The sequence below is a fragment of the Paraburkholderia agricolaris genome (genome assembly GCF_009455635.1).
Classification (GTDB): domain Bacteria; phylum Pseudomonadota; class Gammaproteobacteria; order Burkholderiales; family Burkholderiaceae; genus Paraburkholderia; species Paraburkholderia agricolaris.
Map to the genome: position 1 here is coordinate 2,964,211 of NZ_QPER01000002.1, position 20,509 is coordinate 2,984,719.

Sequence of the window (20,509 nt, forward strand, 5' to 3'; positions counted from 1 at the left end):
ATGACCGGGCACGGTGCGAATCCGGCCGGCAACGCGCCTTCGATCGACGTCATGCGCGCTTAGAGCGACGCTCCTCCGCACATCACGATCTGTTGCCCGGTAATCGCGCCCGCTTCGGCGCCGAGCAGAAAGGCGGTCAGCGCCGCCACTTCCGACGGTTTGACGAAGCGGCCGATCGGCGGCAATTTAGGCGGGGTACCGGCCCGCGCGGGATGGCTGAGCAGCGGCGTATCGGTGGCGCCTGGCGCCACCACATTAACGGTGATGCCGCGCGGAGCAAGTTCGGCGGCCCAGGAGCGGGCCATGCCGACCAGCGCCGCTTTGGTCGCCGCGTATTGGCTGCGGGTGACGGCGCCGTTCGCGGTCCGGCTGCCGACCAGCACGATGCGGCCGCCTGCAGCCAGGTTCGGCAACAACGCATTGGCGAGATATGCCGCTGCGTCGACATGAATTCGCCACATCGCCGCGCCGTCTTCGGCGGCGAGTTCGCCGAGCGGCGCCGTGCGCATGAACCCTGCCGCATGCACGAACGCGTCACAAGCGCCGATAGCGTCGACCACTGGCCCCAGCGCGGCAAAATCGGTTACGTCGACGGAGACGATGGTCAGGCGCTCGACCTGATGCGTTGCCGGTGTCCGGCACAGGCCGGTTACACGCCACCCATCCTCCAGCAGACGTTGAACGATCGCCTCGCCGATTCCCGACGACGCACCCGTCACCACCGCATGCCGTTGCTCACCTGCTTTCGCTGTCACTCCGCTTCTCCTTGAGAATCGGTCACGGAGAGACGTCGCGAATGCCTATCGAACCGCCACGGTCTCCACCGTCACCTCGCCCCGTTCGTCGAACAAGGCCAGTTCCTGCGGCTGAGCCGCGTTATCGGTGATCAAGGTCCAGTCGCGCTCGAGCGGCGTCCAATGCTGCTGGCTGGCGCGGCCGAGCTTGTCGGCGGTGACGAGCACGAACACGCTGGCCGCCTGACGGATCACGCATTCCTTCAGATACGCCTGCTCGGCCGTCGCCTCACACAGGCCACGCGTTGCTGTCACGCCGTCCGCGCCGAGAAACGCCTTGTCGAAACTCAGGCGGCTCAGCGCAAGCTGTGCGAGCGGCCCGAGCGTACTCATGCTCGACGAGCGGATATCGCCGCCGATCAGCGTCACCCGCACCTTGCTGGCGGCGAGCGCGCCGACCACCAGCAGGTTATTGGTCACGACGTGAATCGAACGATGCCCGATCAATTGCCGCGCCAGCGCTGCCGTGGTCGTCCCGCCGTCGAGAAACAGCGTGTCGTCCTCCTGGACATGCAGGAGCGCGGCGCGCGCGATCGCATCCTTCTGCTCGCGAAAGCTCTCGCTGCGCTCGTCGAGCGACGCTTCCGGTTCATGCGCACTGACCGCTGCCGCGCCGCCATAGGTGCGCAGGATCTGGCGGTCGTCGGCGAGTGCCCGCAAATCCCGCCGCACGGTCGCCTCGGACATGCCGAAGTGCTCGCACAGCGTACCGACATCTGTCATCCCGCCCAGTACAGCGTGAAGCATCGCCTCGCGGCGTTTCGCAACTTTCATGATCTTGGATCGGAGGAACCGGTTAAGCGACAGCGCGCCAGCAGCGCGCGAAAAAGTGTGCCTAGTGTAGCGAATTTCCATTCGTACGCCGCGTCCCTTTCCGGTTCGCTCAAAACCGGCTGCTCCCCCTGCTGCCTGACTTACGACTTCAACCGCGCACCCACGTTTCGTCGACGCTCACGTACTTGATCCGTTGACGGAAGTAAGTGAAAGCAATATGCAATGCACCGTCGGCCGATTGCACAATCGACGGATACGAATACTCGCGGTTACGCTGCTCGGCCGAGTTGTTCGTCATGCAGTAGCCATCGCCGATTTCCAGAGTGCGCCGACGTGTCCAACTGTGGCCGCCGTCTTCGGAAATCGCCAGTGACATCGGGCTTCGCGGCGCGCCCCAGAACGCGCTGCCGCGTGCCGACGCGCGCTGGTCGCGCAACGCGCCGCTGTCTTCGGAGTCTTCAATATCGTCGTACAGCGAGGCGCGCCGCCCGGTGGCATGCGACGCGTCGCTCTCGTTGTACACCAGCGCGAGATGGCCATTTTTCAGCGACACGAACTGGATCGACGAATTGTTGTTCGGCAACGTGGTCGCTTGCGGCGCGCTCCACGTGCGGCCATCTTTCGAGCGGCTCGCGTATATGAAGTCCGCCCAGCGGCTGCGGAACAGCGCAAGCAACGAGCCGTCTGCGAGCACCTGGACGTTCATATGCACACAACCCACGCTATCGGGCACCTCATATTCGCGCCACGACTGTCCTTCGTCCGCGGAAATCAGCACGGCGCTGATATCGTTGTTGCCGACCCAACGCTCGCCGGGTTCGGTGCGGCACATAAACACCGGACACAACCACGCGCCGTCCGGCAGCACGACGATCGGCTGGCGCACGAAGGTGCCCGCACGGTCGAACAACGTTTCGATCGGCCCCCAGCTCACCCCGCCGTCGGACGAGATGCGCCGCCGCACAATCGCCGTGTTCTGATGTCCGGACAACTGCGCGGTATAAGTCAGCCACAAGCGGCCATCGGGCGCGGTGAACAGCACGGGATTCTGCTCGGAGCGCGTCGGGTCGTTCGACAGTTTCTCGGGCTCGGACCAGACGCCGGTACCGGCACGCAAGCGCGACATGTAGACCGACACGTCGGGAATTCCTTCCTGCGTACCGCCGAACCAGACACACAGCAGGTCGCCATCAGGCAGCGCATGCAGATTGGCCGCGTGATTCTGCACGCATGGAGACGGCAAATACGCGTCGCGGCGTTGCGCGTCGGCGTAGGTCACGCGTACGTGGCTGTCCCACGCCGTCGAGGCCGGGGTCTCTGCGAGGATGGAAGTCATCCGGAGTTCTCCTGAATACGTCACTTCAATGTGATTCACGATGCTGAAGCCGCTCCCCGCTCGCGCCGACAGGCTTGGAACCCGACGGAAACAGCAGCTTTTCCAGCACGATTACGATAGCCGGTGTCACCAGCGACACATACATATTGTCGATGCCGAACGGATTGCCGAGCAGATACCAGACCGTCGTCGAGATCGTTGCGATGATCAGCGCGGCCATTGCGCCACGGCTGCTGTTAAAGAATGGCAGATAGATGCCGATCAAGGCCACCACGGAGACCGTCAACCGCAACGCCCGCGTGAAGAAGGACAGCGCGAGAATCTGCGGAACGAACAGCACGAACACGAGCGGCACGAGTCCGACCCCCAGCGAAATCCAGCGCGTCATGCGCAATTCGACGTCCGGCGTCGGGTTGTAACGCGGCACATAGAAGTCCTTTACCACCAGCGATGCGATCGCAAGCGCCACCGTGCACACGCTGACGAAAATCGACGCCACCAGCGAAGTCGTCACCACGCCGGCCAGCAGCGGATTCATATGCTGCAGGAACACCGGCAGCGCATAGAGACTCTTGATGTGGGGAAACAGAAACTTGGCAGCCACGCCGAGAAAACCCAGCGCGATCGAGATCGGCACGCATAACGCCGCGGCAAGCAGCGAGGCATTGCGCGCCGCCGCCGGCGAACGGGTCGCGGAAATCGCCTGAATGATGAACTGGGTCGAGAAGATCGCGCCGGCCGTGCCGATGATCCACGCGCCGATCGTACCGTTGCTCAGCGAGCCGTTCCATGTGAAGTAATGCTCGGGCATCTGCGCCATCATCGGCTGGATGCCACCGGTCATTTGCCACGCCACGATCACCAGAATCGCGATGCCGATCAGCTTGACCGCGCTATGCACGATGGTCAGATAGGCGACGCTCTTCAAGCCGCCCCAGGCGAAATACACGGTACTGACAATCGCCGTGATCACCGCCGCAGTGGGCAGATTGATGCGCATCACCGTTGAAATCGCCGCCGCGCCGCTCACATAGTTGCCCACGTTCACGAGGAACAGCGCATAGATCATGATCGCCGAGACGACCAGCTTTGCACGCTTGCCGTACTTCATTGCGATGAAACCGGAGATCGTGAATTCACCCGAACTGTAGAGGCGTTTGGCCATGAACAGGCCGAAGAACAGAAAGCCGATCGACGCGGCGATCACCGACCACGACGCCGCGATACCCGCGCTGAACGCTTCCTGCGAGGTGCCGATCGTCGACTTCGCGCCGATGAACTCCGACATCAGCAATACCGCGACGACCATGGCCGGCATCGAGCGCGACGCCACCATGAACTGCTCGGAATTGCGGCTGCGCAGCCGGATGCTGAACCAGCTGGTCAGCAGGATGTAGAGCACGACCATCCCGATGATGATCGCTGTGTCCCAGTAGCTAAAAGTTGCCATGGTGTCTCCAATGTATTTTGACGACGTCTTCGCATCGAAAAATTCGGCCGCCGGGCGTGTCCCCGCCTTCTCGCCGGCCGAGAATCTGTTTCCACCGCATGAGCGGCAAGGTGTTGCCGGTTGTTACCGGTTTGCGGCCCGCGCTCAGGCTTCCAGCTCGGAGTGCCGCGTCGCGAGATCGAGTGCCTGCTTCAGCGCCTCGAGCATGCTGCGTTCGTCGGCGATCCCCTTGCCGGCGATGTCGAAGGCCGTCCCGTGATCGACCGAGGTGCGGATCACCGGCAGGCCGACTGTCACGTTGACGCCGGCCTCGAGGCCCATCACCTTGACCGGGCCGTGGCCCTGGTCGTGATACATCGCGACCACCACATCGAAGTCCCCGCGGCCGGCGCGGAAAAACAGCGTGTCGGCGGGCAACGGACCTTCGACATCCCAGCCGCGCGCCTGCAGCACCTGCACCGCCGGAATGATCTTTTCCTCTTCCTCGCCGTAGCCGAACAAGCCGTTCTCGCCCGCGTGCGGATTGATCCCGCAGACGCCGATGCGCGGGTTGTCGATTCCGGCGCGCACTAACGTTTCATGCGCGCGCTCGATGGTCCGTTGCACGAGACCCGGTTCAATGCGCCGAATCGCATCGAGCAGGCCGATGTGCGTCGTCACGTGAATCACGCGCAGCTTCGGCGCGACGAGCATCATCGACACTTCGTCGATACCCGTCAGATGCGCGAGCATCTCCGTATGCCCGGGGAAAATGTGGCCGCCTGCGTGCAGCGCTTCCTTGTTCAGCGGCGCCGTGCAGATTGCGTCCAGTTCGCCGGCCGAGGTCAGTTTGACGGTACGCGCGATGTACTGATACGCCGCATCGCCTGCGATGGCCGAGAGCTTGCCGTATGGCAGATCCGCCGGAATCAGGCCGAGATCGATGCAATCGACCACACCGCACTCGAAACCGGCGTCCGCGGGACTGTCGATCGAGCGCACTTCGAGCGCGACGCCCGCGCGCTGGCCCGCATCGCGCAAACGCGCGGCGTCGCCGATCACGAGCGGTCGGCACTGTTCGTAGACGGAGGCATGGGCCAGAGCCTTCATGACGATTTCGGGGCCGACGCCGGCAGCATCGCCCATGGTGATGCCGATAACTGGACGATAGGTCATGGTGGTAAGTCCTTTGAGGGTGGCCTCGATAGGCCGGGCAACGCGTTGAACGCCGGCGAGTTTTCGCCAGGCAAGATGAAGCGTGCCGGGATGGCCGAAGCCGCCGGCTTTGGTAACGACGTAAAGGCGGCGCCCGTTGTGATCCGCGTGCAGCAGCGGCACACCGCTTTCGATTTCTTCGACAATCCGCAACTGGCCGATGCCGGCAGCGGACAGCAACGCGCGCGCGGTCTCGCCGCCGGTGGCGATTACGCTGCCGGCGAACGGCAGCGTGGGCGCAAGCAATGCTGCGAGACGCTGGGCGAACAGCAGGCCGTCGGCGACGCTGCTGCGATCGGACTGGCTCAGCGAAACGACGACGTGGCGCCCCTGTTGCAGCGCTGCGCTCACCTTGCGCGGAAGATTCGCATTCGCTTCTGTGGGCGGCTCGGCAAGCAGCGTCCGCGTCTCGACTTCGAACGCAACAAGCGCGCTGCCCGCTTCTGTTTTCAGCCGCTCGATCTGCGCATGGGACACGCTCGACATGCTGCCGACCACGGTCAGTACCGGCTGACCCGGCGTGTGCTGTGCCGGTGTGGCGAGCTGCACCGCATCGGCCAGATTCAATGCGCACATCAGATCACCTGCGAGCCCTGCCGAGCCGACCCAGAACACGCCGCGCAACGTTGCCGACGCGCGGGCGACCCGTTGCAGGTCGTCCGCCGTTTCGCTGTCGCACACCACGGCCTGAATCCCGGCCTGGCGCAGCGTGTCGAGCCGTTCGGCCAGCAGGGCGCTGTCCGCCCGAACCTCGGCCAGCGTGAGCGCAACCGCGCGCACGCCGTATTGCCCGAGCATCGCGGGAAGATTCGCTTCGCCACCGATCCCTTCGTTACGCCATACCTCGGTGTCTTCCACCGCCAGCCCGTTCAGCCACTGGCGTGCGTCGCGTGTCGTGCGGCCGGCGGCCGGAAACGCCGGCGCCACGATCGCCATGCCGGCGAGCGGCACAAGCGCGGCCACCTCCGCCGCGAAGTTGCCGCGCAGCGTCGAATCGACTTTCTTGTAGAGCTTCGTCTGCGCGCAGCCCAGTTCGCGCCACAGGTCCGCATGACGGTGCGCCGCCGACGTAGCGTCCAGCCGGCGCGAATCGGCGTCGACAGCCAGGACGTCGACCGCGTCGGTCACATCGTGCGGGTCGTTCGCTTCGCGCCTTGCAGCCGCCGAAGACGCGCGCGCATCCAGCATCACGACGCTGCGCAAGCCGAGGCGCGCGCCTGTCACGGCGCAGTCGGCTGTGCCCGACAGATCGTCGCCGATGATCAGGAGCCGCAAGCGGCGTTCGCGTGCAAGCTTCATGGCAGCAGACGGCGATAGATCGCTTTCATGTCGTCGAGCGAAAGCGGTTTCGGGTTGTTGCCGAGCAGCCGTTTGACTTTCGCCGCCGCCACCGCGAGCGCATCGAGGTCGTCTTCGCTGACGCCGAACTTGCGCAGATCCTGGGGAATATCGACCGCCGCCGTCCACTCGTTGATCCGCTCGATCAGCTTGCGCGCGGCGGCCTCTTCGTTGTCGTCGTGCGCGCAGAGCGAGAGCGCATGCGCGACGTCGGCGAGCCGGCCCGCACAGGCATCCATATTGAAGGCCATCACATGCGGCAACAGCATCGCGTTCGCCACGCCGTGCGTGATATTGAACATGCCGCCGAGCGGATACGCGAGCGCATGCACCGCGGCCGTGCCGGCCGCCGTCAACGCGAGGCCGCCGTACATCGAGCCAAGCATCATGGCCTCGCGCGCCTTGATCGATTCACCGTGCTCGTACGCTTCGATAATGTTCGCGCCGATCAGCCGCATCGATTCCATCGCGAACATATCGCTGACCGGATTGGCCTTGGTCGAGATATACGACTCGAGCGAATGCACGAACGCGTCCATGCCGGTCGCCGCAGTAATCGCTTTCGGCAATTTCAGCGTCAGCGCGGCATCGAGAATCACGAGCTGCGGCAACAGATGACGGCTCACGATGCCGACCTTCAGGGCCTCGTCCGGCAATGTGACGATTGCATTGGGCGTGACTTCCGAGCCGGTGCCGGCGGTGGTCGGTACGAGGATCAAGGGCACACCCGGTTTCCTGATCAGATCGATACCGAGCCATTCGCGCAGCGGCTGCTCATTGGTCAGGCGCACGGCAAACAGTTTGGCTGCGTCGAGCACGCTGCCGCCGCCGATCGACAGGATCGCGTGCGGCGCGAACGGTGCGATCTGCTCGCTGAACACGCTTTCCACGTTGCCGATGGTCGGCTCGGGTTCGACATCGCGCACGATCAGCACTTCGACATCTTTCTGCGCAAGTGCGGCCGTCACGCGATCGATCACACCGAGTTGCTCCATCGCAGGCTGGGTAATCAAGGCGATCCGTTTGACCGGAGTGTCGAGCAAGGCAAGTTTGTCAGCCAGCAGGTCAAGGCTGTGCGCGCCGTGCACGATGTGCTTGACGGTCTGGAAGTGATAGGTCGTGGTCATGACGGTAGGTCGTTGGCGATAGAGTGGCGTGGCCGAGGTGTTTTAACGTGACGCGTCGCGGTACACCGCGAGTGCCTGTTCGAGACGGGCGCGGGCATTGGCATCGAGCGGCTGGGCGGGCGAACGCGCCGGACCGGCCGGCATGCCGAGCATTTGCGCCGCGGTCTTCAGCACCACCGGCATCGTGCCGAGCGCGAAGGCGTCACGCAGCGCGCGCAGCGATTCCTGCGCCTTGCGTGCGGCCGCGATATCGCCAGCCTGAAAGTGCTTCCAGATCGACGTGACGACATCCGGTACCGCATTCGTGGTCGCGGCCACCGCGCCGTCGCCGCCTGCGATCAGGGTCCACAGAATCATCGAGTCGGTGCCGGTGAACACCGCGAAATCGTCGCGGCGCAGATTGATCAGTTGCAGCAAACGGTCGAAATCCCCACCGCTATCCTTGATACCGCGAATGTTGGGGATCTCGGCCAGGCGGCGTACCGTGTCCACGGTCAAGGTGATGCCGGCCTTCGCGGGGATCGTGTAGAGCATCACCGGCAAGGTGGTGGCCCGCGCGATCCGTTCATAGTGGGTGAACAGTTCCGGCTGCGTCGCGCCGTTGAAGTACGGCGTGATCACCGATACCGCATCCACGCCCACATCAAGCATCTTGCTGTTCAAATCGATCACGTCGCGCGTGGCATACGCGCCGGTACCAGCAATCACCGGCACGCGCGAGCGCGCCTGGTCGACGGCGATCTTCGCGATCCGCAGTTTCTCCGCTTCGTTCAACGCGATGAATTCGCCGTTGGTGCCGAGCACGAACAGCGCATGCACACCTGCCTCGATCAGGCGTTCGATCAGTGCGCGCAAACCCGCTTCATCGACCTCTTCCGATGCCGTCATCGGCGTGATGAGGGCGGGAATGATCCCTTTGAACAAGACTGTCATGCTCGACTCCACTTCTACGAAGGAAGGCTCGAGGTTCTGGCTCGAGGCCTTCCTGTTTAATCAGACTGCTCGAATCGTTCAGAACTTGTGACGCAAGCCCAGCGCCGTGACGAACTGATGCGAGGTACTCGACGCCGTAATCGGCCACAGCGCCGCGGTTGCCGCGCGACCCGTCGAATCGATCCCGCTCGCCGCCTGCCAGCCGGCGCTGAGATACACGTCGGTACGCTTCGACAGGAAGTAGTCAGCGCCGGCGTTCACCTGGTTGTAGTGCGCGTCGCCGGCGCCGTGCGTACGGGTGTAGTTGTAGGCCATACCGAGCAGCGTGGCCGGCGTCAGCTGATAGCGAAAGTTGGCTTCGACGTTATCGAAGGTCGCGGTATCGCCGGCAAAACGCGCCACGGGTGCGGACGCCGCGCCCGACCCCAGATCCTTGAACTTCGAATTCGAGTAGATCAACCCAAAGGTGGCCGCCCCGAACGTGTACGCGCCGCCCACCGCCGCGATCTGAAGCGTACGCGCGGACGCGTAGCCGGAGTAGATCGGGGTGTTGTTCGGCGAGATCGCCGCCGTACCGGCAGTGCCGTCGAACAGTCCGGTGTTCGGCGTAGTGGCGTTCATATAGGACGCCGCAACCACCAACGGGCCGTTCGCATAGGTGGCGCCGAGCCCCCAGACGCGGTTATTCGAGAAGTCGCCGGCGGTGCCGCCAAAGCTGTACAAGCCGCTGAAGCGAAAGCCAGCATAGTCGTTACTGGTGAACTTCACACTATTGCTAATCCGTTCATTCACGTAAAGGTTGTCCGTATTGCCCGGATGCGCGCCAAGACCGCCCGCCCACTGATTGGCCGCCGTCAGTGCACCGAGAAAATCCGCGGAGGTGTCGTTCTGCCGCCCCGCTGTCACCTTACCGAAACCGCCGCTCAAACCCACATAAGCGGCGCGCCCGAACTCACGGCCGTTCTGACCGAGCGTGCCGGCCGTGCTGCTGAAACCATTCTCAAGGACAAACAGCGCGCTCAGGCCGCCGCCCAGATCCTCCTGACCGCGCAATCCCCAGCGGCTGCCAGACAACGTGCCGCTCGACATCTGGAGATTCGAGTGGCCTTTCTGGCTGTTCGAATAGACGAGCGACGTGTCGATCAATCCATACAGAGTAACGCTGCTTTGCGCGTGCGCGCTGGTCGTGGCCGCACCGAGTACGCCCAATGTGGCCAGGACCTGGAAGGAACGTTTCTTCAATTGTGTCTCCGTGATTTTTCTTGATGGCAGGCCATGGCGCTTCGGCCACTTGCAGACGGTCGAGGCCTGCTGACGTGAGCGTTTCGCTCAATACAAACGACCGATTCGGTCAATATAATGATCGATTCAGTCGTTTGCAAGAATTTTTTTCGAATCAATCATGAAAACGATTGAATCGATCAGTTCTAAGTCAACCGATCACGCAGCCGATGTAGGGGGAGACAAAACCAGCTGGCGTGACGTGGCTATCGGGTAGGGGGTTGCTCGAAGTGACATAATTCCCGCGTCGTTGCTTTGCAACGCGACCACTACTTTCACGCCGCAAAACCAGGAGATTCAGATGAGCAAGGGATATTGGGTGACCGCGTACCGCGCGATCAAGGACCCGTCGAAGCTGGCCGCGTACGCACAGCTGGCAGCACCCGCGGTGGCCGCAGCCAACGGCAAATTCATCGTACGCAGCGCGGCCGAAGAAGTTCGTGAGCAAGGTTTGAAGGAGCGGACTGTCGTGATCGAGTTTCCGACCTACGAACAGGCCATCGCCGCCTATGAAAGCGACGCCTACAAGAAAGCGCTTGAGGCCCTGGCCGACGGCGCCGAGCGCGATCTGCGCATCGTTCGCGGCGCCGAGTAACGCGTACGCTCAGGTGGCCGCGGCGGCCTGCACAAGCGCGCCGATGCCGTCGATCGCTTTCATCAACTCTGCAGGCGCGCCATGCCGCGCCTGCAGATAGCTCGTAGCGTTATACGAGAACCACACGTGGCCGGCTTCGTCCTGCCACACCAGCACCTTGAGCGGCAGATCGAGCGCCACGCTCGGCGCGGCCAGCATCAGCGGCGTCCCGGCCCGCGGATTGCCGAACACCAGCAATTGCGACGGCGGCATCGCCAGCCCCGCGCGCTGCGCATCCGCGGCGAAATCGATGCGGGCAAACAGGATGATGTGCTTCGCTTCGATCAGCGACGCAAACGCGTCGGCGGCTTGCTCGACCGTGCGTTGCGTGGGTACGTTGACAATGCCGTTATCGGCGGTGAGCGCGGACATGGATTCCTCCGTGTGTTGACGATCGTTATGCCATCCTTTGTTCTAGTCGCCGATTCCGCCATTTGCCAGCTTCAACGAAGCGACCCTTAAGGATTTCCTGACCCGAAGTTCAGCATCGACCGTCCATTTTTTCTCGATGTCCCGACAGCCCCGGAATAAATGACCGCATACGATGCATGCATCGTCTATCGTCATTTGCCCGGGGCTGTCATGTTCCCTTACCTGTCCGAGCGCGAGAATTCCGTCGAGCATATCAACACGATGTGCCTGAATTTTTTCGACGTGTGGTGCGAAAGCAGAAGCGTGGTGCCGTTGAGGCATCTGCTAAGCGGTTGGCCGTTGACGAATAGCGACCCCGAGGCCCTTCGGCGTCTCGCCACCGCGCTGCGCGATCTCCGACGACATCATCTGTTCGATGCCAGGGGCGCCTCGTTTGAGGAGCTCTGCGAACTGTCGGATTGCGTCGAGGATCTGCTTGCCCTCTCGTCACTGTCGTCGCTCTCGTCCCAGTCGACGTGGGCGACGGGCAACGCGTAGCGCGACCGGAGAAGCCGGGCCAGGCAACAGGCAACAGGTGGGGGGAGGACAGCGTGCATTTCAACGAAATCAGCGACGAGGAATGGCGGCAGTTAGCGCCCATCCTGTCGGATGCGATCATCGCTCATGGGCAACGCGGCCGGCCTCGTGTGCGGGTTCGACTCGTGGCCAATGCCGTGCTGTGGATCCTCACCACCGGCGAATCGTGGTCACGCTTGCCGGGCACCTTCCCGTCCGTGCCGACATGCCGGCGCAGCCTCGAAAAATGGCGGTCGACCGGCGCCCTCGCGGAAATGCACCGGCTTCTCTCGAACGCCGGACGCAAGTTTCGCTGCGGCCCGGACGGGCTGCCGGAACTCCGCCACGCCGCGCCGCGGACCATTGAGCGTCAACCCAGGGACGAGGGCCTTCGGCAGGTATTCTGGAAAGATCAGGCGGCATGGCAGGCACCGCAGGGCACACGGCGGCCACGTCTCACGATGGATACGTTCACCCGGATCGCACAGCAGTTGCCGAATGCTTCGCACACCCGGCCTGAGCATGTCTCCTCCGGCGGGCCGGCCGAGCGCCCGCAGAGCATTCATCGGACTGTCTCGCCCTGGATGGGCCTTGCGTCGAACGGCCGATGCGAACTCGATCCGCGCGGCTACGTCATTTATCTCGTCGCCGATCCCGTCGCCAACGGCCGCTTCCGCGGCTGGGCCGAGATCGTGCGGGATGCCCGGCGGATGGCCCGCTCCGGACTGATTGGCCCAAGCTTCAGGAACAGCGAGGCGGCCCAGCAATATGCCTTCGAATGGGCGCGGCGCTGGATCGACGAAGCACTCGGCAACAATAGCGAGGACGCCGAGCTCGAGAACGATCTCTGGCAGCGAAAACTCCGGTCAGGGTAAGCGGGTGCACAGCGATCCATTAAAGGCACGCCCGCACGACCTCGATTTCTCAGAGCATCCAGTACTCGTCTGGAATTCTGCGGTCCGCTTCGGAGAGGTAGGGATTATCCAGTTGAAAGGTCTTCCGCAACGCGGGTTTTGCGAGGACCAGCGCATTCTGAATGTAGGGATGCGAATTGAACAGTTTCATGTAAGTCCCGTCGCGATACGCCAGCACGAGGCCCCTCTCGATCGTCTCCGCGAGCGCCGCGTGGCCCGTCGCGACGTAGAAAATAAAATCGGACCGGTACTTCAGCATCAACCGGTTCTCGACAACCAGGTCAGGTTCGAGATGCCGCCGAGCCTCCAGCTCGGCGAACGCTTCAACCACGCCTCTTGGAAAATAGTCGACCCGCCCGCTCTGGGTCATTTCGAACAGTGACTCGTAAGTCGACGTTTGAACATCCAGACCGGTTGTCCGCAGGATGTCGGTATCGATCCATCCTAGCCCCTGACAGCACGTGAACGCTTTCAGATCCGAAAAGCGCTCGACTCTGTCGAAATCGCGTTGCCGGTCCTTTCTTATGATGAATATCCGATAGCCGATCAGCCCGCGATGGATCGGAATCCGCACCACGTTCAGGCCGCGTTCGGAGCTCGCCTCCATGCTCGTCCAGTGCAGATTGATCGTATTGTTGCCGTTTGCCAGTTCGGCCAGCGCGCGGCCACGCTCCATGACAATGTCGGTCTGCTGCGCCGTATAGGCGGCTTGCGCCGTTTTCATCGCCAGATCGAGGACAGCGAGTGCAAACGCAGCGTGCACGTCCCCGCCGGGACGAATGCGTGGATAGACGATGTGGAAAGGCCCGGCCGACGCGGCAGGCGTGCCAAGCGTCAAGCCCGCGGCGCCCAGCGCGGCCAGTACAAAACGCCTGCGATGCATGAATGGAAAGGTTTCTCGACACGGAATGGTGCGCCCGGATTGGCGCATCGCCGCTCAGGTGCGCACCTGAACGGTGTTTCATCGTGCCATGCGCAACGCATACTGGCAAACCGTGCTTTCCCGCTGCCGCAGCAGGCGCTTCAGTGCGCCGGCGTGGTCAATGAACCGCGCCGAACACTGCGTTGACCCCTTCCACGGGTGTCAGTCCTACGTTGAAATAGCCTTCCAGCCTCGAGGCGGTCACGTCGTCGAGTATGAAAGGTGGCCGGATGAAGCCGATCGAAAACGCATGGTCATACCATTCGCTCATCCACACACGCAATTCCGTCTCGTGCTTCGACAACTCCGCCGAGTGCTCCGCGCTCATTCACGATCTCCCTTGTCCGGCGCCGTCAGATCACGCCACGAGCCGCTCAAAGCCCATCCTGCCAAGATTGTCCACGGGCGGGAATACATGCCAGGTGCCGTCGCCGTGCCGGTAGAAGAACAACACGAGCGGACCGTCGGGCCGGCTGACTTCGATGCAGACCCGGCAGCTCGTACCATCGTGCGAGCCATGCAGCGCGAGCAAACGGGCCGGCAGTGCGCCCGCGGTTGCCTGCAATTTCTCGCGCAAGCCGCGCAATGAGTCTTTCGTTGCCATCACTTCTGCCCCTCGCACAACTCGTTCGCGTATGACAATCGTGGGCTAACGGGATATTTTTTTCCGTCAGGAGCAATGGATTGTGCATTCAGGAAACTCTGCTTCGAGGCTCAGGATTTCCTGAATGGCGCGCCTTACTCCGTGACCAAACCGTGCCTGATTGCATATCGGATCAGCTCGGCGTTGTTGTTGAGGCCGAGCTTCTGCATCAAGCGCATCTTATGGGTGCTGATGGTCTTGGCACTGAGCGAGCACGATTCGGCGATCTCGTTGATAGCCTGGCCGGCCGCCAGCATTTGCAATACCTGGAATTCACGGTCGGACAGAACCTCGTGCGGCGGCGCGTCGCCGGAATGGGTTTCGAAGACCATCGCATCGACCAGTTTCGGATCGATGAAGCGGCCGCCTCCCGCCAGCTTGCGGATCGCCGCGAGAAGCACGTCGGGATCGCTGTCTTTCGTCACATAGCCGGTTGCCCCGGCTCGCAGCGCGCGCGAAACGACCTGCGCCTCGTTGTGGATACTCAGCACGAGGATGGGCAAAGGGGGTTGCTCGGCACGCACGCGCCGGATCAGATCGACCCCGCTGATCCCGGGCATCGTCATGTCCAGCAACACCAGATCGAAGCGCTTCGTACGCAGCCGTTCGAGCACTTCCGAACCCTGCGCGGCCTCGGCGGCGACAACGATGTCGGTTGTCGTCGCGATAATCTGTTTCAGGCCGCCCCGCACGACAGCATGGTCGTCAGCAATCAGAACGTTAATCATGTGTTTTCCCCGCCTGTGAGCGGAATGTGAATGGAAATGGCTGTGCCCATGCCGGGTGCGCTGTCGATCGTCATCACGCCGCCGATCAGGCGGGCACGTTCCTGCATGCCAAGGAGACCGTACGAATAGCCCCTGCTCGCCACGACCGGATCGAAACCGCAGCCGTCGTCGCTCACGTGGAGGTCGAGCGCGGCCGCGGTGCTGGTCAGCGTTACGTCGACTCGCGCCGCATTCGCATGGCGCCCAACATTGGTGAGCGATGCCTGAACAATGCGAAACACGGCGGTAGCGCAAGCCTCCGGCAACACCGGCTCGCCGCCGTTGATGTGCAACTGGCACGGAATGCCGTTACGGCGCACAAAATCTTCAACCAGCCACTCCAGCGCCGAAACCACCCCGAAGTTCAGCGCCACCGGCCGCAGATGGTTGGCGACGTTGCGGACCATCCAGATCGTTTTTTCGACAAGTTCACGCATGTCGTCGGCTTTTCGCATCGCATCGGAATCGTGGCCGAGGCGCATTTTAAGCAGCGAAACATCCATCCTCAAGGCGGTCAGCAGTTGGCCCAGTTCATCGTGAATTTCCATCGCGATACGCTTGCGCTCTTCCTCGCGAATCGCCTCCATGTATGCGGACAGTTCGCGCAGCTGATTGCGCGATTCGAACAGCTCCTGCTCGATACGCTTGCGCGCCGTGATGTCGTTCAGGCCCACGTAGATCGCCGGCGCATCGTCGAAGGTCGCCACGCGCGCGGTCGCCATGGCCCAGAACGACGACCCGTCCGCTCGCCGCATATGGACTTCGCTGTTGCTGAAGCTGCCTTCATTGCGCAGATGCGAGACCAGCCGGTCGCGATCGTCGGCATCCACGTAGAGATCGACGATATTGGTCAGCATGCCCGCGCGCGCGTCGAGACCGAACAGTTCGCGCAGCGGTTCATTCGCGTACAGAATGACGCCTTCGGGCATCGACGTGATGCACAACGGGATGGGACTGGTTTCGACAATCGTGCGAAAACGCGCTTCGCTTGCCTGTAATTTCGCTTCCGCCCGGCGGCGTTCGTCGACCTGGGCGGACAGCCTCGCGTTCGATTCCGCCAGTTGCCTCGTGCGCTGCTCGACCTGCTGTTCGAGGACATCGCGCGCGAGCGACAGTTCGGTCTCGGCCTGCTGGCGCACCGCCACCTCTTTGAGCAACTGGCGGTTCTGCGCGACCAGTTGCCGGTGCATCACACGCAGCGCGAGGTGGGTTTCGATTCGTGCCATCATTTCATTGACACGCACGGGCTTCGCCACATAATCGACACCACCGGCCGAGAAGCCCTCGACCATGTCGTCGCCGCCCGTCAACGAGGTCATGAAGATCACGGCGATATCGCGCGTGCGCTCATTCGCCTTGAGCCGCCGGCAGGTCTCGAAGCCGTCGATACCCGGCATCTTCACGTCGAGCAGGATCAGGTCGGGCTGTGAAAACAGCGCGCGTTCGAGCGCCTCTTCGCCATCGAGTGCAACGAGTACCCGAAAACCGCGCTCTGTCAGGCTATCGACAACCACACCGAAATTCGCGGGTGTGTCGTCCGCGATAAGGATCGTCGGCCGTTCGCCGGCCTCTGCGTTGGCTTCGTTCATGGCTTGGGCTCGACATTCAGGTATCGTTCGACCAACTGAAGAATAGCCTTCGATTGATAGTCCCGGGCGAGCGCACGCAGCGGCGCGGTGAACGCGTGGTAACGCGGGTCGCGCGCCGCCATTCTCTCGGCCCAGACAATGATTTCATGCATGTCGCCAAGGCGGGCGAGATGATGCAGCTCTTCCATCTGCTGCCTGGGCACGGCCGCCAGGTTCAGCTCGGGCATATTAGGGCGGGTGGACGCTGCTGGCGTCGCCTGAACCCACGTCAGTCCGAGCAACATGGCGATCTGGGTCAGCAGCGCTTCGAGATCGAGCGGTTTGGAAAGGAAGGCGTTCACGCCCGCATCCATGCTCATCGCCCGGTTGGTTCCGGAAGGACTGGCGGACATGGCAATGATCGGGAGCTGGGCGAACGCCTCCAGTTGGCGCAGCTTGCGGGTCAGCTCGAGTCCATTCATTTCGGGCATCACGATGTCCGTGAGAATGAGTGCGGGGTGTTCGTGCTGCGCCTTCTCAAACCCTTCACGACCGTTTTCCGCTTCGACCGTGGCAAAGCCGAGACGGCCCAGCAGGTCCACCACGATCGCGCGATTGATCTCGACGTCGTCGACCACCAGCACCTTGCGGCGCGGCCCCTCATAACCCTGCACGGCATCCGGGCGCGACGCCGCCGCCTTGGCCGTATGCGATACCGGCAGCACGTTCGCCGCCGGCAGTTCGAAGCGGAAAACACTGCCCTGCCCGATGCGGCTTTCGACCTCGATCCGGCCGCCCATCGCACTCACGAACTCCCGGCTGATCGCCAAACCGAGGCCGGCCCCGCCGGCCCGCCGCTCCGCTGCGCCCAATTGCTCGAAGGGCTCGAAGATCGTGTTCAACTGATCGGGACCGATACCGATCCCGGTATCGTGCACCTCGAAACAGACACGGCTCGACGCGGACCTCGAGATATACAGGCCGACGTAACCAGAATCGGTGAACTTCACGGCGTTTGCAAGCAGGTTGAGCACTACCTGGCGCAATCGCCGTTCATCGGCACGCACGCCGGCAGGCGCATCCCCGGCGACCTCGCAGACGAAGCCGAGACGCTTTTGCTCCGCCTTCACGCCAATGATTTCCCGAATCACATCGACAAACCCGGCCAGACGCACGTCGCAGATTTCGACCCGCAGCTTGCCCGCTTCGATTCTCGCGAAATCGAGCGTGTCTTCGATCAGGGTCAGCAGATGTTCGCCGCTTTTGCGGATCGCCTCGACGCGTTCGCGCTGCCGCTCGCTCAGCAGGGCATCGCGCGCCAGGATCTGGGCATAGCCAAGAATACCGTTCAGCGGTGTGCGTAACTCATGACTCATGTTCGCCAGGAATTCGCCTTTGGCCCGGTTGGCTGCTTCGGCCAGATTGCGGGCCTCGCGTTCAGCCGCCGCATCGCGCTCGTCGCGATACGCGTAGTACAAGCGCGCGCTCATCGCATTGAATGCGGCCGCCACACGGTCGAGTTCGTCCGGCTCGCGGGGCTTGCGCCGCTGGAGCGTGAATGGCTGGGGCGTTTTACGGAAGTCGTAGTTTTCCACCGTGCGCGCAATCGCAGCGACGTGCCGCATCACGAGACGGGACAGGATGTAGACGATGAACAGCGAGACGAGAAAGGTATTGGCCGCTTGCGTGACCAGAATCATCGCGGCGGTTCGCTGCAGCTCATCGTACAGATCGAGCAGTGTCGCCTCGACGTAGAGCTCGCCGATCTGCCGCTCTTTGCCCTGTACTTTGTAGACCAGCGGAAACTTGCGGGCGACGACCGGACCGGCCGAGCGCTGGCCGGCGCTCATGTAGGCGGCTTGCCCCGTGGCCCCCGCCTCGCGAATTTCCACGGCGCGGATGTCGGCGAGACGCAGAATGCCGTTCAGTTCCAGTTGCAGCTGGGCATGGTCCAATCGCCAGAGTGCTTCCGCGAGACTGTCGCGATTGCTGCGATCGATATCCGCCAGCCGGCTTTCGATCTGCTCGACCCCGCGGTGGTAGTCACGGTACAACTGCAAGCCGGTCAACAACACAGTGACGGCGCAGCTGACCAGCAGCACCGTCACGAGCAGCCGCAACACAAGGCTGCCCCGCAAGCGGCCGATCAAACTCCACCATGTGTCGAACAGATTGTGCTTCATACATCCCCGCGAGTGCTACGGTTCTAGTTTCGTCTATTCTGCACTCGTTGCCGCAGCGGAATACCGACACGTCGGGCGCCGCGTCGGCAGGTGGCATTCAATGTTTGCGCCTGCCTGGCCAGTCGATGGTTAGCCCGTTCGGGGTTTTCCCCCGGGCTTTAGCAGCGCTCACGCGGAATGAAACGCGCGCTGACTCCTCCGAAGAAGAGCGTTTATATCCCGTACAGGACCCGCACCACCGGCGGCGCATCGGCTACCGCCTTCTGCAAATAGATCCGGGGATACAGCACGATCTCATCGATACATGAAACCAGCTCGCAGAGGACCGGCCAGATGCGGCCGCCAAGCGCATCGGGATCCGACCTGCCGAGTTCGCGCAAGCCGTCCGCCAACCGTTTCACGGAGGCGTGCCCCTTATCCGGCAACGGCCAGCTGTGCAACAGGTAGCCGAGCGGAACGACACTTCTGCTTTCGCACCACGACTCGAACAGGTGCTGACACGCGGCGTTCAGGCGTTCAAACACGCGTTCGTGGTTTTCTGAATGACCGCTCATCAAAAGCCCGCTGATAAAGACGACGATAAATCATCGTAGGGAGGCCGGTGGCACCACGCAGTCAGGAAGCCCGGAAAAATCCACTTCCGCTCTGCTGAATATACCGTCAGGAAATCCTGAATGCCGGCACCGGACGCACCCATGCGAGCATCAACCCATCCAGTACCGGTCCGGAATCTGGCGATCCCCTTCGGAAAGGTATGGATTGTCGAGAACGAACACCTTGCGATTCGCGAGATCGGCGCGGGCCAGCGCGTCCTGAATGTAGGGGTGGGCGTTGAACAGCCTCATATACGACCCGTCGAGATAGGCCTTCACCAGCCCTCTATTGATGGTCCGGGCCAGGCTTTCATGCTCCGCGGAGACATAGAAGATAAGGTCCGACCGGTATTTCAGAAGCAGGCGCTTCTCGACAACCAGGTTCCGCTCCCGGTGCCGCGGCTCGTCCAGTTCCGCGAAGGCTTCAACGAGGCCGCGCGGAAAGTAGTCGAGCCGGCCACCCTGAATCATGTCGAACACCGTCTCATAGGGAACCGTCTCTATGTTTAAGCGCGCGGCTCTCATGATTTCCGTATCGACCCAGCCAAGCCCCTGACCACCCGTCAAAGTTCTCAGATCCGACAAGCTCTGCACCCTGTCGAAATCCACCTGGCGATCTTTTCGTATGATGAATACCCTGTACCCGATCAGGCCGCGATTGATCGGAATCCGTACCACGGGCAAGCCGCGTTCCGCTTCTACGTCCATGCTGGTCCAAAGCAGATTGATGGCATTGCCATGGCCTGCCAGTTCCGCCAACGCACGCCCCCGTTCCATCAGGACATCGGCCTGCCGCGCCACGTACTCGACGCCGGCCGCTTTCATGGCGAGGTCGAGCACGGCCAGTGGGAACGCCGCACGCGCCCGATCGTCGGGCTGGTAATGTGGGTAAACGATATCGAAGCGGTCTGCGGGAGCCGACTGCGCGCGAAGCGCCACACCTGCTGCACTCAGTGCAGCCAATACAAAACGCCTGCGTTGCATGGCAAGTTTCGACGCATGAGCGATATACCCGTATCGCTGCGGATCGCCCAGAATCACATCAGGCCAGGAAACCATCGTGCCACGATTCGTGTAAGCATACAAAGGCGTTTTGCTTGCCAGGCAATACGCCATGTAACGCTCCCACCC

Annotated in this window: 20 protein-coding genes; 3 read left to right on the forward strand and 17 right to left on the reverse strand. The window is 62.5% G+C overall.

What is annotated here, in order from left to right:
* Positions 1-59 precede the first annotated feature (59 nt).
* From GH665_RS34515 to GH665_RS34550, 8 genes are all read right to left on the reverse strand, one after another.
* Positions 60-755, reverse strand: a complete 696-nt coding sequence (locus GH665_RS34515) for an SDR family NAD(P)-dependent oxidoreductase (protein ID WP_153141553.1) — start codon at positions 753-755, stop codon at positions 60-62.
* Positions 756-800: 45 nt separating this feature from the next.
* Complete coding sequence (locus GH665_RS34520) at positions 801-1,568, reverse strand: DeoR/GlpR family DNA-binding transcription regulator (protein ID WP_028194035.1); 768 nt, start codon at positions 1,566-1,568, stop codon at positions 801-803.
* Positions 1,569-1,716: 148 nt separating this feature from the next.
* Entirely contained in the window at positions 1,717-2,895 is a 1,179-nt protein-coding gene (locus tag GH665_RS34525; protein WP_425496073.1) for a sialidase family protein, read from the reverse strand.
* A gap of 34 nt (positions 2,896-2,929) precedes the next feature.
* The gene (locus GH665_RS34530; protein ID WP_153141555.1) at positions 2,930-4,354 is read right to left on the reverse strand and encodes a sodium:solute symporter family protein; all 1,425 of its coding nucleotides are present in this window, start codon (positions 4,352-4,354) and stop codon (positions 2,930-2,932) included.
* A gap of 144 nt (positions 4,355-4,498) precedes the next feature.
* Positions 4,499-6,847 carry a 4-hydroxythreonine-4-phosphate dehydrogenase PdxA gene (gene pdxA / locus GH665_RS34535; RefSeq protein ID WP_153141556.1) on the reverse strand — a complete coding sequence of 783 codons (2,349 nt, stop codon included), beginning with the start codon at positions 6,845-6,847 and terminating at the stop codon, positions 4,499-4,501.
* Positions 6,844-8,013 (reverse strand): iron-containing alcohol dehydrogenase, encoded by a 1,170-nt coding sequence (locus tag GH665_RS34540; RefSeq protein WP_153141557.1) that lies wholly within the window; start codon positions 8,011-8,013, stop codon positions 6,844-6,846. The genes pdxA and GH665_RS34540 overlap by 4 nt, the downstream gene beginning before the upstream one ends.
* A 42-nt stretch (positions 8,014-8,055) precedes the next feature.
* On the reverse strand, positions 8,056-8,946 hold the full coding sequence (gene dapA, locus GH665_RS34545) for a 4-hydroxy-tetrahydrodipicolinate synthase (RefSeq protein ID WP_106353019.1): 891 nt from the start codon (positions 8,944-8,946) through the stop codon (positions 8,056-8,058).
* 78 nt (positions 8,947-9,024) lie between these two features.
* A complete protein-coding gene (locus GH665_RS34550) occupies positions 9,025-10,188 on the reverse strand; it encodes a porin (RefSeq protein WP_153141558.1) in 1,164 nt (387 codons plus the stop codon).
* A 340-nt stretch (positions 10,189-10,528) separates the two neighbouring features.
* Here GH665_RS34550 and GH665_RS34555 point away from each other — a divergent pair, with 340 nt between their 5' ends.
* Positions 10,529-10,822, forward strand: a complete 294-nt coding sequence (locus GH665_RS34555) for a DUF1330 domain-containing protein (RefSeq protein WP_153141559.1) — start codon at positions 10,529-10,531, stop codon at positions 10,820-10,822.
* A 9-nt stretch (positions 10,823-10,831) separates the two neighbouring features.
* Here the strand turns inward: GH665_RS34555 and GH665_RS34560 are convergent, their stop codons facing one another.
* Positions 10,832-11,233 (reverse strand): DUF302 domain-containing protein, encoded by a 402-nt coding sequence (locus tag GH665_RS34560; protein WP_153141560.1) that lies wholly within the window; start codon positions 11,231-11,233, stop codon positions 10,832-10,834.
* A gap of 159 nt (positions 11,234-11,392) precedes the next feature.
* On the opposite strand from GH665_RS34560, the gene GH665_RS34565 reads away from it, so the two are divergent.
* Both GH665_RS34565 and GH665_RS34570 read left to right on the forward strand, forming a co-directional pair.
* On the forward strand, positions 11,393-11,770 hold the full coding sequence (locus GH665_RS34565; RefSeq protein WP_246216461.1) for a hypothetical protein: 378 nt from the start codon (positions 11,393-11,395) through the stop codon (positions 11,768-11,770).
* 53 nt (positions 11,771-11,823) lie between these two features.
* Positions 11,824-12,663: a transposase gene (locus GH665_RS34570; protein WP_167531042.1), complete on the forward strand. Its 840-nt coding sequence runs from the start codon at positions 11,824-11,826 to the stop codon at positions 12,661-12,663.
* 49 nt (positions 12,664-12,712) lie between these two features.
* Here GH665_RS34570 and GH665_RS34575 read toward each other — a convergent pair whose 3' ends face one another.
* The 8 genes from GH665_RS34575 to GH665_RS34610 all read right to left on the reverse strand — a co-directional run bounded on the left by GH665_RS34575 (position 12,713) and on the right by GH665_RS34610 (position 20,494).
* Positions 12,713-13,585, reverse strand: a complete 873-nt coding sequence (locus tag GH665_RS34575; protein ID WP_153141562.1) for an ABC transporter substrate-binding protein — start codon at positions 13,583-13,585, stop codon at positions 12,713-12,715.
* Between the two features lie 157 nt (positions 13,586-13,742).
* Positions 13,743-13,952 (reverse strand): hypothetical protein, encoded by a 210-nt coding sequence (locus GH665_RS34580; RefSeq protein WP_153141563.1) that lies wholly within the window; start codon positions 13,950-13,952, stop codon positions 13,743-13,745.
* A 30-nt stretch (positions 13,953-13,982) separates the two neighbouring features.
* The gene (locus GH665_RS34585) at positions 13,983-14,228 is read right to left on the reverse strand and encodes a hypothetical protein (RefSeq protein ID WP_153141564.1); all 246 of its coding nucleotides are present in this window, start codon (positions 14,226-14,228) and stop codon (positions 13,983-13,985) included.
* Between the two features lie 134 nt (positions 14,229-14,362).
* Positions 14,363-14,995 (reverse strand): response regulator, encoded by a 633-nt coding sequence (locus tag GH665_RS34590; protein ID WP_153141565.1) that lies wholly within the window; start codon positions 14,993-14,995, stop codon positions 14,363-14,365.
* Positions 14,992-16,623 (reverse strand): response regulator, encoded by a 1,632-nt coding sequence (locus tag GH665_RS34595; protein WP_153141566.1) that lies wholly within the window; start codon positions 16,621-16,623, stop codon positions 14,992-14,994. The genes GH665_RS34590 and GH665_RS34595 overlap by 4 nt, the downstream gene beginning before the upstream one ends.
* The gene (locus tag GH665_RS34600) at positions 16,620-18,785 is read right to left on the reverse strand and encodes an ATP-binding protein (RefSeq protein ID WP_153141567.1); all 2,166 of its coding nucleotides are present in this window, start codon (positions 18,783-18,785) and stop codon (positions 16,620-16,622) included. The genes GH665_RS34595 and GH665_RS34600 overlap by 4 nt, the downstream gene beginning before the upstream one ends.
* Positions 18,786-18,997: 212 nt before the next feature.
* On the reverse strand, positions 18,998-19,339 hold the full coding sequence (locus GH665_RS34605) for a hypothetical protein (protein ID WP_153141568.1): 342 nt from the start codon (positions 19,337-19,339) through the stop codon (positions 18,998-19,000).
* Between the two features lie 150 nt (positions 19,340-19,489).
* Positions 19,490-20,494 (reverse strand): hypothetical protein, encoded by a 1,005-nt coding sequence (locus GH665_RS34610; RefSeq protein ID WP_343038780.1) that lies wholly within the window; start codon positions 20,492-20,494, stop codon positions 19,490-19,492.
* Positions 20,495-20,509: the final 15 nt, after the last annotated feature.

Excerpts from the sequence above, each read along its gene's own strand:
- GH665_RS34520 (WP_028194035.1), bottom strand. The coding sequence starts at position 1,568 with ATGAAAGTTGCGAAACGCCGCGAGGCGATGCTTCACGCTGTACTGGGC.
- GH665_RS34605 (WP_153141568.1), bottom strand. The coding sequence starts at position 19,339 with ATGAGCGGTCATTCAGAAAACCACGAACGCGTGTTTGAACGCCTGAAC.
- GH665_RS34560 (WP_153141560.1), bottom strand. The coding sequence starts at position 11,233 with ATGTCCGCGCTCACCGCCGATAACGGCATTGTCAACGTACCCACGCAA.
- GH665_RS34530 (WP_153141555.1), bottom strand. The coding sequence starts at position 4,354 with ATGGCAACTTTTAGCTACTGGGACACAGCGATCATCATCGGGATGGTC.
- GH665_RS34555 (WP_153141559.1), top strand. The coding sequence starts at position 10,529 with ATGAGCAAGGGATATTGGGTGACCGCGTACCGCGCGATCAAGGACCCG.
- GH665_RS34610 (WP_343038780.1), bottom strand. The coding sequence starts at position 20,494 with ATGGCGTATTGCCTGGCAAGCAAAACGCCTTTGTATGCTTACACGAAT.
- GH665_RS34575 (WP_153141562.1), bottom strand. The coding sequence starts at position 13,585 with ATGCATCGCAGGCGTTTTGTACTGGCCGCGCTGGGCGCCGCGGGCTTG.
- GH665_RS34585 (WP_153141564.1), bottom strand. The coding sequence starts at position 14,228 with ATGGCAACGAAAGACTCATTGCGCGGCTTGCGCGAGAAATTGCAGGCA.
- dapA (WP_106353019.1), bottom strand. The coding sequence starts at position 8,946 with ATGACAGTCTTGTTCAAAGGGATCATTCCCGCCCTCATCACGCCGATG.
- pdxA (WP_153141556.1), bottom strand. The coding sequence starts at position 6,847 with ATGAAGCTTGCACGCGAACGCCGCTTGCGGCTCCTGATCATCGGCGAC.
- GH665_RS34540 (WP_153141557.1), bottom strand. The coding sequence starts at position 8,013 with ATGACCACGACCTATCACTTCCAGACCGTCAAGCACATCGTGCACGGC.
- GH665_RS34565 (WP_246216461.1), top strand. The coding sequence starts at position 11,393 with ATGACCGCATACGATGCATGCATCGTCTATCGTCATTTGCCCGGGGCT.
- GH665_RS34590 (WP_153141565.1), bottom strand. The coding sequence starts at position 14,995 with ATGATTAACGTTCTGATTGCTGACGACCATGCTGTCGTGCGGGGCGGC.
- GH665_RS34580 (WP_153141563.1), bottom strand. The coding sequence starts at position 13,952 with ATGAGCGCGGAGCACTCGGCGGAGTTGTCGAAGCACGAGACGGAATTG.
- GH665_RS34600 (WP_153141567.1), bottom strand. The coding sequence starts at position 18,785 with ATGAAGCACAATCTGTTCGACACATGGTGGAGTTTGATCGGCCGCTTG.
- GH665_RS34595 (WP_153141566.1), bottom strand. The coding sequence starts at position 16,623 with ATGAACGAAGCCAACGCAGAGGCCGGCGAACGGCCGACGATCCTTATC.